This window comes from Anabaena sp. FACHB-595 (assembly GCF_048568275.1).
Taxonomy (GTDB): domain Bacteria; phylum Cyanobacteriota; class Cyanobacteriia; order Cyanobacteriales; family Nostocaceae; genus Trichormus.
This window is the reverse complement of sequence record NZ_CP183473.1, coordinates 2,819,986-2,832,053: the sequence shown is the minus strand read 5'-3', so window position 1 is coordinate 2,832,053 and position 12,068 is coordinate 2,819,986. Positions and strand designations below refer to the sequence as shown.

Below are 12,068 nucleotides of genomic sequence, written 5' to 3'. Positions count from 1 at the left end.
ATTTAATCACCTTGAGGATAGTCGTTCCACAAGGTGGTAATTTCCCGTAAACTTTGATGATTACCATTGCCCAAAATCAAATGATCTAACAAGGGAATCCCTAAAAGTTGCGCTCCTGCTAATAATTGGCGCGTCAATTCTATATCTTCTGGGCTGGGTTCCACGTTACCTGAAGGGTGATTGTGGGCAACGATAGTGCGTGTTGCACCTTGGCGGATGATTTCTCGAAAAATTTCGCGCGGAGAAGCTAAAGTTTCTGTAGCTGTGCCAATGGTAATTACCTGTGTTCCCAGTAAGCGATTTTTAACATCTAATAATAATACGGCAAAGCGTTCTTGATTCTGCCACATCAAATCTTGACTCAGCGCCGCCACCGCAGCCACGGGACTATCAATTGGTGTTTTATCTAAGGGACGGAATTGAAAGGTGCGTTTACCCAATTCAACCGCCGCTAATATACTTGTGGCCTTTGCTGGCCCAATTCCAGGTATTTGCATTAACTCAGCCGGAGTAACTTCTCGCAAAACTGCCAATGGGTCACGCTGATTTTTACCCAACTCCTGCAACAGATATTGCCCTAAACCGACGGCTGAGAGTTTGCCAGGCCCTTGACCAGTGCCTAAAAGAATTGCGATTAATTCGGCTGTGGCTAAAACTTTTGGCCCGTGGGTCATTAACCGTTCACGGGGACGCTCATTTGTGGGTATATCAGCAATTCTCAGGCAGTAGGTCATAGGATAACTGACAAAATAGTCACTGTAGATGCAACTATCTTTAGTTATCCCTTGTTTACGTTCACAATTGCCCTAGCTTGAGAAAATTTTTAATTTTTGCTTTTCCTTTTTGTCTTTTAAAGTTGTTGACCGCGAACTGTGAACAGTCAACCATGAAAATCAAAGATTTTTATTGATAAATTTGCGTTGCCTTGAGCATATGGTAGGTGATGATTAACTGAGTCAGGGCAAGGGGGTAACTTTGTAGTGTTTCGCCAGTTGTCCCAGCAATCTTGCCGAGTTCTGGGTTACTTTCGCGATCGCATACACTACTCAAGTAAGGCATATCAGAACAGAGAATATGCTCTAATTTGTTTACCTGTTCTAAGGTGGCGTGACCGTCAACTTCTAACACATCAACTGGTTTACTCATATCTCTGTCCAATCCCAGGCGAATAGCTGACACAGAACTACCATTAGTCAAATTAATAATGGAAGTAAAGTCTGGGTGGGGAATAGTAGGACGCAATACTAAACGCACGTTGAGATGTCCGTTGGTTTCATCTCCATCCTCATGAGGTGGATAGAAACTGACAACAATATCAGACCATTGTCTTTGGGGACGAATAAATTGTTCTGAATCTGGTTCGCGCTTCTCTAGTTCTGCTAAAACTTGTTCGGGAGTGTAGCCGCGTTTTTGCGTGTCGCGTTTAACTTTCCATTTAGCACGGAGGTTCTCTGGAGGAGCGAGGTAAACTTTCACATCGTAACAGTCACGGGCGGCGCGAGTAGAATAACCAAGTAATCCCTCGATAATAACGAATTTGTTGGGTTTTATATATTGGGGCGGCTCAAAACTTCCGGTTTTGTGACTATAAACTGGTTTAAGAATTGGTTGTCCTGTGCGTAGCAGCGATAGATGCTGCTGCATAATATCCAAATGGTTACAATCGGGGTGGAGAGCGGTAATTCCTATTTCTGCACGTTGTTGGCGATCGTACCGATGATAATCATCTGTGCAGATGAGTGTGACATTTTCTGGCCCCAGTACCTGAGCAATGCCCCTAGTTAGTGTAGTTTTGCCAGCAGCACTATCACCAACAATACCAAGAATTATTGGACGGCTCATCATATCCCCCCGATACAAGTAACTATAGTAATAAATTTTGCAGAGAATGTTTTTTTATTTTAGAAGGGATTGTGTCAAGTCATTTAATTGCACACATTTGTGCAACATCTCTATACATTTAGAAAGAGGATAATTCTTAATTGCTTGCACAATTGCATCTAAATTCCAGTAGTATTTAGGGACTTTATGTTTTAATCAAGTGTTCAACATCTAGAAGTCAGCATGGATAGTATTTTGATATTCTTATTGCCAGACTTCAGCATCAATAATCTTTAAGCCAAAATAAATTGAGTCTTTGATATTCCAGCTTCATGCTTTTAATCAAATAATATTTATCATGACTCAATGATTTTCCTGAGTTCTGGATTCTAAATACTGACTCCTGGACTCTTAAATATGTAAAATAATCGCTAAGTATCAGAAATTTTCCTACTTTTGAGGCATAGCCAATCAAGGGCAATCATACCTACTATTACGGCAGTAGATACAGTCAAGAACTATTGCATAACAGCTATATATGACTTTCTTTAGGATATATAAGAATAATCAGGCAGTATTGGGGAGCAAATGGGGGCAGGGACTATGGTAACGCTAAATCATACAGAATTAGAATCAGTTGATCAGTTTCGTAGTCTGCAATGTACTTTACGCGATCGCTGGAAAACTATCGAGCAATTTGATACTGGTGAGGCGGATATTGTCGTTATTCCTTCCTTAAGTATTGACCAGCGCGAAATTCAAAAAGTTGAAGGTTGCGAACATTATGAAGAAAGATTACTTTTTTCTTTGATGCGGTTACGAAATCCCCGTACTAGATTGATTTATGTAACATCAACTCCATTACATCCCAGCATTATCGATTATTATTTGCAACTTTTGCCAGGTATTCCATTTTCTCATGCGCGTAATCGCTTGCTACTGCTTTCGACTTATGATTCTTCTCCTAAACCTCTAAGTCAAAAAATCTTAGAACGTCCCCGTTTAATGGAAAGAATTCGGCAAGCCTTGAGGTTAGAAAAATCATTTATAATTTGCTACAACTCGACAGATTTAGAAGCAGAATTATCACTCAAATTAAATGTACCATTGTATGCTGCTGCACCAGATTTGCAGATTTGGGGGACAAAAAGCGGTAGCCGGCAAATCTTTGCAGAAAGTGGTGTACCCCATCCTGATGGGAGTGAACTGGTTTGGCACTATAAAGATTTAGCAGTAGTGGCTAGTGATTTGTGGGAACGTGAACCTTCCTTAAAACGGATGGTAGTCAAATTAAATGAAGGGATTTCTGGAGAAGGAAACGCCTTGTTAGACTTGCAGCCAATTATGAATGTTGCGCCAGGACAAGGATCGACAGCAGAAAGAGTAGCAGCAATTAGCGATCGCTTTTCTTCTTTGCGCTTTCAAGCCAAGCAAGAAAATTGGCAAAACTTTTCGGGACGAATTACCGAACTAGGGGCAATTGTTGAAGCATTTGTGGAAGGGGAAATTAAGCGATCGCCTAGTGTGCAAGGACGGATCACTCCCACCGGTGAAGTAGAAATTCTCTCAACTCACGACCAAATCCTTGGCGGCCCAGACGGTCAAATTTATTTGGGTTGTAGCTTCCCGGCTGATGAACGCTATCGTTTGCAATTACAACAGTTAGGTTTGCAAGTCGGCAGAAAGCTGGCAGAAAAAGGAGCTTTAGAAAGATTTGGTGTAGATTTTATCACCGTTGACCAAGGTAACGGTCAATGGGATATTCAAGCAATTGAAATTAATCTCCGCAAAGGTGGGACAACCCATCCTTTCATGACCTTAAAATTATTGACTAACGGTCGTTATGAGCTATCGACTGGTTTATTTTATAGTCAACAAGGTCGCCCCAAATACTACATCGCTACAGACAACCTACAAAAAGACCGCTATCGTGGATTATTACCCAACGATTTAATGGATATCATCGCCCATCATAGATTGCACTTCGATAGCTGCACGGAAACTGGGACGGTGTTTCACCTGATGGGTTGTCTGTCTCAGTTTGGCAAGTTAGGATTAACTAGCATTGGTGATTCTCCCCAACAAGCAGAAGATATCTACAACAAAGTTGTCAAAGTTTTGGATGAGGAAACCCGCGTTAATAATAAACAGTTTCCCCTGTTTTCTGATTACACCTTCCCCAATTCCTGGGATGGATATAGTTAATTTGTCATTCCCAATTATCTTGTAGCTTGATTTTGCAACCACCCTACCAAATCGGCGATAGTCGAGAAATCGAACAAAGCCTCAGCTAAAGCTTCTAAATGTTCTAGGGATAAGATCTCAATCTGGCGTTGCTGTTCATCGGGAATTGCACCTACTCGTTTGTTTAATTGTCGGAGAATAAGCGATCGCGCCTCTTCCGTCCCTCTTCCCGTCCCTCTTGTCTTCCTTCGCCTCGTCCTTCTTGTTTCGCTTCTCTATAAACTCTTGTTTCTTCCAACTTTAGTCCCAGCATCGCTTCAATTTCCTCTCGACTTAAGGTAGCAAATTTGTAGACCATGATTGTAGTCACTAAATCTATTATCGCTCGTGATGACAGGATGTCTACCTGCTGTTGCTGGACTGGGGTGCTAAATATTAGCGATCGCAACTCCCCACCTCTGCGATAAAATTCTCAAGCACAACAGCTATAATTCCCATGCAAATCGATTGGCAATCTACCAAAACCTACGAAGACATCCTTTATGACAAAGCTGATGGTATGGCTAAAATTACCATCAACCGTCCTCACAAACGCAATGCTTTTCGTCCCAAAACTGTTTTTGAACTGTATGACGCTTTCTGTGATGCTCGTGAAGATACGAGTATTGGCGTAGTTCTCTTTACTGGTGCTGGCCCCCATACTGATGGTAAATATGCCTTCTGTTCAGGTGGAGACCAAAGCGTGCGGGGGCAAGCTGGCTATGTAGATGATGCTGGCATTCCCCGATTAAATGTGCTGGATTTACAACGCCTGATTCGTTCCATGCCAAAAGTGGTAATTGCCTTAGTAGCTGGATATGCGATCGGTGGTGGACACGTCCTACACTTAATTTGTGACCTCACGATCGCTGCTGATAATGCTATTTTTGGGCAGACTGGCCCCAAAGTGGGCAGTTTTGATGGTGGTTTTGGCGCTAGCTATCTCGCCCGGATTGTCGGACAGAAAAAAGCACGAGAAATTTGGTTTCTCTGTCGTCAATATGATGCTCAACAAGCTTTAGAAATGGGTTTAGTAAATTGCGTTGTGCCGATAGAGCAACTAGAAGCAGAAGGAATTAAATGGGCTGGAGAAATTTTAGAAAAAAGCCCTATTGCCATTCGCTGTCTCAAAGCAGCCTTTAATGCTGATTGTGATGGACAAGCAGGTTTACAAGAACTAGCTGGTAATGCCACCTTACTTTATTACATGACAGAAGAAGGTGCTGAAGGTAAACAAGCTTTTTTGGAAAAACGTCCACCAAATTTTCGAGACTTTCCTTGGCTACCGTGATCGGGTATTAAAGATTAGGTATTGGGTATTGGAAAAATTAATTAGTCACCAGTCCCCAACTCCTAATCTCCAGACCCCAACTATAAATCTTAAAAGGCAAATCTAAATTCTACGCAGACTGCAAACACAGTCAGGTAATATATGAATGGTTAAATAAGTACTGTCTCAGCTTTTGCTTGTTCAGAAGTAGAGGCAGTTTTCTCCTGAGTTAAGGCAAAAACAGCATTTTCTACATTACACACCAACGGTTCAGATTCTACTAACACTGGTGTGGCATCAGGTAAACTCCAAGCATCTTCCAACGTTTCCCAAGAAGGAGCAAAAGGTGGTAGCGCTAAAGAGCAAGCTTTCCAACAGGCTTGCACAGGCGCTCCCAGCTGTTGGCACATCCCGCCTCGGCGACCCTCTGGCTTGTAATGGCGACAATATCGACAGGCAGATGTCAAAGAATTAATGGGTTTCATTTGGTTTCATCTTTAGTGCCGTTTAGGGCTGATTTCGTCTCTATATTTTCCTTCTAGATAGAAATACGTATTGATCCCATAACCCGTGATTATATCTAGGTTATAACCCTTTTAACGGCAAAATAAACTTTATTATGTTTTTAGATTTATGTTATATTTTTCAATGTTACTTATAGTGGTTACATATAAATTATCGCCAATAACTTATTGGGGATCAACGGTAAAGATAAAACTTTAGACGTAGGAGATTTTTTTAATTAAGCTGTAATATCTCTGGTCTCAGTAAGGTTATCAGGTTCTTTTTAGTAAAAAAGTGACGTTGACAACTAGCTTCAATTTTATATAAAAACAGCATTTTTATACAGAAAATAATTACATATTTTGGGGCAACTGCTTAACGCTACAAAACCCACAAACCCCCCAACGCTGGAGTTCGCCTGGTGGCGTAGGGCATTGACATTGAGGACAAAGGGGTAAATTTTGCGATCGCCTCTGCCTTGTCTTGGCCCAATGACCAAAAACCTGATTCACATCCTGATTAACTGCTGTTACTTGACCCTGGTCTTCATTGACATCACCCAAATAACTGGGATGTTGGCTATGTAACGCTATTGGTAGTGCTTTTCCCTTCTGTGGATGGCGTTGCCAACCAGCAGTAGAAAAACGCAAATCTACAAGAGGGGTAGATAACTTTTGATTTAACTTTAAAAGTAACGTTTGACGGCTAAATGTCAAATTTTGCGCCCAAGCGGCGCTAGAAGTTGCTACGCGTAAAACATCACGCTGTAGTGATAAAGGTTGAGTTTGGGAAGCAATGGCACTACCTACAACTTCTGCCCAAAACTGGCATACTTGCTGAAATGGTTGTTGTTGCCATTTCGCCTGCTTTTCCAGAACACCTAAAATATCATTAACAGATTTAAAAGACATCTTGCCAAATAACAGCCAGAATTGAGCTTGGTTCTGGGATCTATACTAATAGACAATTTTCCTTAGCATTGGTACACAACTAGCATCTCGTAGAGAAGAGCAGACTGCCTTTCCTAATGGAGATGTAACGCGAACACCACCTAACTGGCTCAACTTTTCCAGATAAATTTTGAATTGTTAATTCCCCACTCCCCCTTGACAAAATGAGGTACAGAGGCAATGAGTCAAAAACCCCTGATAGATTCTAGTACTGGACTAAAACAACCATTAGTTGCGGCACTAGCGAGTTTGGAAGTGCAGTTAGAACAAGAATTAGCTCGTTATCGGCGCACACGTATGGGAATCAGGGCAAACAGCCCATCTCGTGTGAATAGTTATGTTCATAATTATCCTCAAGAGTTGACCGATCAGAATGCCACAATGGCACATACTCAGCCATTGACAGTAGAAAGTAAATACCAGGCAAAACCTTTATCTCTTCCCGCAAGCCCTGAGGAGAAAACAGCCTCAATTATTATCAAGTCACCTGTTCACGACAAAAACCCAACACCTAGTGCGGAAAATATATCCTCGCCTCCACGCCTAAATCCTTACACTCCTACAACTGTTGCCAAGACAGAAACACCAAATAACGCTCCCCTAGACACCACACCTGAAGGCAATACACAAATTCCTTTACCTCCAGCTAACTCCACCGACACTAGCAGTATAGTACCGGCGATCGCTCAAGGTAGTCAAAGCGAAAAACTCTTAGCTAATGATACTCCTGCCCAGCCCAATGACTATTTAGAATCCAGTGAAGCACTACTGCGGAGTCTCACAGATGAACAGTCAGAAACTAGCCAAACCAACAACTCTAGCGATAGCCTGCTATCACCTTTAGGCATCGGTTCCATGTTGCTGTTATTAGTAGCAAGCCTGACTTTAGGTTACGTCGTTTTCAATCCCAAAACCTTACCCCAGCTAAATTTTGGCAGATTATTTAACGGTAATTCTTCTCCTACTACCGAAAATCCCCCAGAAGTTGCCAATAATCCCCCAAGTCAATCGCAACCAGAACTGACTTCCATTCCTAAATATCCAGACTTAACTGCTAGAGAGTTTCCAGAGTTGAGAAATCCTATTGATGTAGTTGGCTTAAAACCTAAAGTACAACCAACACCCATCGCCCCCGCCAACACTCTTCCTATCCAGCAGCCAGTTATACCTCCTGTTACCAACCCCTTACCAGAGGCGCAACCTTTACCTACCTTAGATGCCTCATCAACTCCCCGCTTACAACCCTTGCCGCAAGGGACAGCAACTCTGCCCCCAGCTAGCAACCAAATCAAACCCTCAGCAGATGGACTGTACCATATAGTGATAGACAATCAAGGAGCTAATGCCCTGACTGCGGCACGCCAAGTAGTTCCCGATGCTTACTTGTCAAGAAACAGCACGTTAATCTATCTGGCTACAGTCAAGACAAAAGAAGAGGCAGAGCAAAGGTTAAAACAGCTACAGGCTAAGGGGATTAAAGCACGCCTACAGCAGCCATAGGTTGCAAAAATTTACGATAGGATTAAGGAATAGGAAACAAAAAAGACTGGATATGAGGTGTGGGGCATTTTTTCGTGCTAACGCCAGCAAAACTCAAATGTGATACCTCTAGCTTGCCTACTAACCGTGCTTGCACACTTCTGCAAAATTAATTTCTTGAATTTTGTTGGCGCAAGTTTTACCGTAGGCTATGCAAGAATTTCCTTATTGGGGTTGACTGGCAAAAGTGAATGGAGAGCCGAAATGGAACTGATTAAGCGTATCCAAAGGGTGATTAGCGCTAACTTCAATAGTGTGGTAGCCAGCAAAGAAGATCCAGAAAAAATTCTGGAACAAGCTGTCATGGAAATGCAGGATAACTTGCTGCAATTGCGACAGGGAGTAGCACAGGCGATCGCCACCCAAAAACGCACTGAACGCCAAGCCGCATCTGCCCAGTCCACCGCAGAAGAATGGTATCGCCGCGCTCAATTAGCACTACAACAAGGTAATGAACCTCTGGCGAGAGAAGCCTTGACCAAACGCCAGTCTTATGTAGATGCGGCTAAGACCTTCTCAAGTCAAATAGGAGAGCAAATCGAGATAGTAGATAGACTGAAAAAAGATATGCGCTCACTAGAGTTAAAAATTGCCGAGGCGAAGACTAAAAAAGATATGTATATCGCTCGCGCTCGTTCAGCAGAAGCATCTTACAAACTTCAAGAAATGTTAAGTGGAGGTTCAGCCACTAGCAGCTTGAGTGCTTTTGAGCGGATGGAGGAAAAAGTTTTGCAAATAGAAGCAAAATCAGAACTCATCACTCAAATGGGTAGCGACGACTTGCAAAAACAATTCGATTCTCTAGAAGCGGCTAACGATGTTGATAGTCAACTAGCAGCAATGAAAACCCAAGCCTTAAGCGCAGGAGAAAATACCCCTCAGCAGCAACTACCTCAAGGCGAAAACTATTAAAATTTAGTTAATTACCAACTCTAGGATATATCTTAACTATTAACGGGTGTCGGGACTGACTGAAGCCAACCGGAAAGATTACATTGAAAGTGGAAGCTATTAAATAGTAAAAAAGCGAACTAATCAACCAAGCGCGTAAACTCCAAAAGGAAAAACAAAGTTATGGGATTATTTGATCGCATTAAGCGAGTAGTCAGTGCTAACCTCAATGATTTAGTCAATAAGGCCGAAGATCCAGAAAAAATGCTGGAGCAAGCCATCCTGGAAATGCAGGAAGACTTGGTACAGTTACGTCAAGGAGTAGCTCAAGCGATCGCTGCCCAAAAACGTACAGAGAAACAATATAGTGATGCCCAAAATGAAATTAATAAGTGGCAACGCAATGCCCAATTAGCTTTGCAGAAAGGTGACGAGAACCTAGCCAGACAAGCCCTAGAGCGGAAAAAGACTTATACCGAAACCGGCACAGCCCTAAAAACTAGCCTAGATCAACAAAGCACTCAAGTTGAAACCCTCAAGCGCAACTTAATCCAGCTAGAAAGCAAGATTTCTGAAGCCAAAACCAAGAAAGAAATGCTCAAAGCGCGGATTACCACCGCCAAAGCCCAAGAGCAACTGGAAGGGATGGTACGTGGTATGAATAGCAGTAGTGCTATGGCTGCCTTTGAGCGCATGGAAGAAAAAGTCTTGATGCAGGAAGCCCGCGCCCAATCAGCAGCAGAGTTAGCCGGAGCAGACCTAGAAACCCAATTTGCCCGCTTAGAATCTGGCAGCGATGTTGATGACGAATTGGCAGCCTTGAAAGCCTCTTTAGCTCCTGCACCTGAGCAAAACCTATTACCCCCACAACAACAGGAACAACAGTCCACTGCGCCTAAATCTAAAGAGGTTGTTGATTCTGAATTGGATGCCCTACGCAAACAATTAGATCAGTTGTAAGATTTGCAGCCTAACAAATTTTTAGTTAGTCCCACGCCTCTTGGTTGTGGGATTTTGTTCTGTTTGTCCCTTGCTAGTGACAACTAACAACTGACAACTAGCTCCCAGTTTGAGATACAGTAATTTGTGTGCCAACTTTGTATCGATGCCAACTAATGGAGACTGCAATGAGTAAGGGTGTAATCACCATAACTGATGCTGAGTTTGAAAGCGAAGTGTTGAAAGCCGAGCAGCCTGTATTAGTTTATTTCTGGGCTTCTTGGTGCGGGCCGTGCCAGTTGATGTCACCACTGATTAATTTAGCGGCTAATACCTACAGCGATCGCTTGAAAGTCGTCAAACTGGAAATTGATCCTAATCCCACAACTGTCAAAAAATACAAGGTAGAAGGCGTACCAGCCCTCAGATTAGTAAAAGGAGAACAGATATTAGACTCTACCGAAGGAGTGATTAGTAAAGATAAATTACTCAGTTTCCTAGATACGCATTTAAATAATAATTAGTCAGTAGTCAGTGGTTAGTAGTCAGTCGTGAAAAACAAACAACAACTGACAACTGACAACTGACAACTGACAACTGACCAAGGACTAATATGCAATTCTCACAGCGTTTACACCCTCTGCAATCTAATGTCTTTGCTGATATGGATAAGGCTAAGTCCTTGGCTTTAGCAGCAGGGAAAGAGTTAATTGATTTGTCTCTAGGATCTTCAGATTTGCCAGCCGAAGCTCATGTGATTGAAGCGATCGCTAAATCTTTATATGATCCCAGTACCCACGGCTACTTGCTTTTTAATGGGACAAGGGATTTTCGTCAAGCCGCAGCTAACTGGTATGAACAAAAATTTGGGGTGAAAGTCGATCCCGAAACTGAAGTACTGCCTTTAATTGGTTCCCAGGAAGGTACTGCTCATTTACCTTTGGCATTGCTCAATCCTGGGGATTTTGCTTTACTACTTGATCCCGGCTACCCTTCCCATGCTGGGGGAGTTTACTTAGCTAGTGGGCAAATTTACCCAATGCCATTAAAGGCAGAAAATGATTTCTTACCTGTGTTTGCTGATATCCCGACGGATGTCTTGGCTCAGTCGCGGATGATGGTATTAAGCTATCCTCACAATCCCACAGCAGCGATCGCACCTTTATCTTTCTTTAAGGAAGCCGTGGCTTTTTGTCAGGAACATAACATTGCATTGGTGCATGATTTTCCCTATGTGGATATGGTGTTTGAGAATGCTGGGAACTTGAATACAAATCTTCCCCAATCCCCAATCCCTAATCACCAATCCCTAGTCCCTTCAATTCTCCAAGCTGACCCAGATAAAAGCGTTTCTATTGAATTTTTCACTCTTTCTAAGTCTTATAATATGGGCGGCTTTCGCATTGGCTATGCTATCGGTAATGCCCAGATGATTCAGGCTTTACGGCAAATCAAAGCAGCCGTTGATTTTAACCAGTATCGGGGAATTTTAAATGGAGCGATCGCTGCTCTGACTGGCCCGCAAGCAGGCGTAGAAGCTGCTGTGTCAACATTTTGCCAACGTCGTGATGCCTTTATTAATGCTCTACACCACATTGGTTGGTATGTTCCCACTCCCAAAGCCACTATGTATATCTGGGCAAAATTACCGTCTTCTTGGAGTCAAAATTCCATAGAATTTTGTACACAGTTAGTCAGACAAACTGGTGTAGCGGCTTCCCCTGGTGCTGGCTTCGGCAAATCTGGTGAAGGATATGTGCGCTTTGCCCTAGTCCATGAACCATCTATATTAAAAATTGCCGTTGAACGAATGAGTAATTTTCTCTAATCTAGCCTAACCAATACTTATTACTTAAACTAAGATTTTGACACAAGGGACATCCGCACGCGATAGGCTGCTTTTAACTTCCCCGAAACGACTCTTGTCGCGT

At 42.6% G+C, this 12,068-nt stretch carries 13 protein-coding genes; 7 read left to right on the top strand and 6 right to left on the bottom strand.

Annotation, left to right across the window (positions count from 1 at the left end):
- Positions 1–2: 2 nt before the first annotated feature.
- Positions 3–734, bottom strand: coding sequence for a RadC family protein (radC, locus tag ACN222_RS11750; protein ID WP_010996507.1), 732 nt, complete (start codon positions 732–734; stop codon positions 3–5).
- Positions 735–903: 169 nt separating this feature from the next.
- A complete protein-coding gene (locus ACN222_RS11745; RefSeq protein WP_041455902.1) occupies positions 904–1,842 on the bottom strand; it encodes a phosphoribulokinase in 939 nt (312 codons plus the stop codon).
- Between the two features lie 582 nt (positions 1,843–2,424).
- On the opposite strand from ACN222_RS11745, the gene ACN222_RS11740 reads away from it, so the two are divergent.
- Entirely contained in the window at positions 2,425–4,026 is a 1,602-nt protein-coding gene (locus ACN222_RS11740; protein WP_044522977.1) for a peptide ligase PGM1-related protein, read from the top strand.
- Positions 4,027–4,040: 14 nt separating this feature from the next.
- Here the strand turns inward: ACN222_RS11740 and ACN222_RS11735 are convergent, their stop codons facing one another.
- Together ACN222_RS11735 and ACN222_RS11730 are read right to left on the bottom strand one after the other, a co-directional pair.
- Positions 4,041–4,172, bottom strand: coding sequence for a DUF4351 domain-containing protein (locus ACN222_RS11735; protein WP_231865560.1), 132 nt, complete (start codon positions 4,170–4,172; stop codon positions 4,041–4,043).
- A gap of 17 nt (positions 4,173–4,189) precedes the next feature.
- On the bottom strand, positions 4,190–4,453 hold the full coding sequence (locus tag ACN222_RS11730) for a DUF2887 domain-containing protein (protein WP_190449592.1): 264 nt from the start codon (positions 4,451–4,453) through the stop codon (positions 4,190–4,192).
- Positions 4,454–4,501: 48 nt separating this feature from the next.
- Between ACN222_RS11730 and menB the strand changes: the two genes are divergently transcribed.
- Positions 4,502–5,335 carry a 1,4-dihydroxy-2-naphthoyl-CoA synthase gene (menB, locus tag ACN222_RS11725; protein WP_010996503.1) on the top strand — a complete coding sequence of 278 codons (834 nt, stop codon included), beginning with the start codon at positions 4,502–4,504 and terminating at the stop codon, positions 5,333–5,335.
- Positions 5,336–5,484: 149 nt separating this feature from the next.
- Here the strand turns inward: menB and ACN222_RS11720 are convergent, their stop codons facing one another.
- Together ACN222_RS11720 and ACN222_RS11715 are read right to left on the bottom strand one after the other, a co-directional pair.
- Complete coding sequence (locus tag ACN222_RS11720; RefSeq protein ID WP_010996502.1) at positions 5,485–5,799, bottom strand: hypothetical protein; 315 nt, start codon at positions 5,797–5,799, stop codon at positions 5,485–5,487.
- Between the two features lie 372 nt (positions 5,800–6,171).
- Positions 6,172–6,729, bottom strand: coding sequence for a DUF721 domain-containing protein (locus tag ACN222_RS11715; RefSeq protein WP_010996501.1), 558 nt, complete (start codon positions 6,727–6,729; stop codon positions 6,172–6,174).
- Between the two features lie 219 nt (positions 6,730–6,948).
- On the opposite strand from ACN222_RS11715, the gene ACN222_RS11710 reads away from it, so the two are divergent.
- The 5 genes from ACN222_RS11710 (at position 6,949) to ACN222_RS11690 (ending at position 11,965) form a co-directional block, all read left to right on the top strand.
- Positions 6,949–8,268, top strand: coding sequence for a hypothetical protein (locus tag ACN222_RS11710; RefSeq protein WP_010996500.1), 1,320 nt, complete (start codon positions 6,949–6,951; stop codon positions 8,266–8,268).
- A 243-nt stretch (positions 8,269–8,511) separates the two neighbouring features.
- A complete protein-coding gene (locus ACN222_RS11705) occupies positions 8,512–9,219 on the top strand; it encodes a PspA/IM30 family protein (RefSeq protein ID WP_044522974.1) in 708 nt (235 codons plus the stop codon).
- A 162-nt stretch (positions 9,220–9,381) separates the two neighbouring features.
- Complete coding sequence (locus tag ACN222_RS11700) at positions 9,382–10,158, top strand: PspA/IM30 family protein (RefSeq protein WP_010996498.1); 777 nt, start codon at positions 9,382–9,384, stop codon at positions 10,156–10,158.
- A 167-nt stretch (positions 10,159–10,325) separates the two neighbouring features.
- Positions 10,326–10,661 (top strand): thioredoxin family protein, encoded by a 336-nt coding sequence (locus tag ACN222_RS11695; protein WP_044521338.1) that lies wholly within the window; start codon positions 10,326–10,328, stop codon positions 10,659–10,661.
- 89 nt (positions 10,662–10,750) lie between these two features.
- Entirely contained in the window at positions 10,751–11,965 is a 1,215-nt protein-coding gene (locus ACN222_RS11690; protein ID WP_010996496.1) for an LL-diaminopimelate aminotransferase, read from the top strand.
- The last annotated feature ends 103 nt before the right edge of the window (positions 11,966–12,068 follow it).

Coding starts and splice junctions, on each gene's coding strand:
- radC (WP_010996507.1), bottom strand. CDS start 734: ATGACCTACTGCCTGAGAATTGCTGATATACCCACAAATGAGCGTCCC.
- ACN222_RS11745 (WP_041455902.1), bottom strand. CDS start 1,842: ATGAGCCGTCCAATAATTCTTGGTATTGTTGGTGATAGTGCTGCTGGC.
- ACN222_RS11740 (WP_044522977.1), top strand. CDS start 2,425: ATGGTAACGCTAAATCATACAGAATTAGAATCAGTTGATCAGTTTCGT.
- menB (WP_010996503.1), top strand. CDS start 4,502: ATGCAAATCGATTGGCAATCTACCAAAACCTACGAAGACATCCTTTAT.
- ACN222_RS11720 (WP_010996502.1), bottom strand. CDS start 5,799: ATGAAACCCATTAATTCTTTGACATCTGCCTGTCGATATTGTCGCCAT.
- ACN222_RS11715 (WP_010996501.1), bottom strand. CDS start 6,729: ATGTCTTTTAAATCTGTTAATGATATTTTAGGTGTTCTGGAAAAGCAG.
- ACN222_RS11710 (WP_010996500.1), top strand. CDS start 6,949: ATGAGTCAAAAACCCCTGATAGATTCTAGTACTGGACTAAAACAACCA.
- ACN222_RS11705 (WP_044522974.1), top strand. CDS start 8,512: ATGGAACTGATTAAGCGTATCCAAAGGGTGATTAGCGCTAACTTCAAT.
- ACN222_RS11700 (WP_010996498.1), top strand. CDS start 9,382: ATGGGATTATTTGATCGCATTAAGCGAGTAGTCAGTGCTAACCTCAAT.
- ACN222_RS11695 (WP_044521338.1), top strand. CDS start 10,326: ATGAGTAAGGGTGTAATCACCATAACTGATGCTGAGTTTGAAAGCGAA.
- ACN222_RS11690 (WP_010996496.1), top strand. CDS start 10,751: ATGCAATTCTCACAGCGTTTACACCCTCTGCAATCTAATGTCTTTGCT.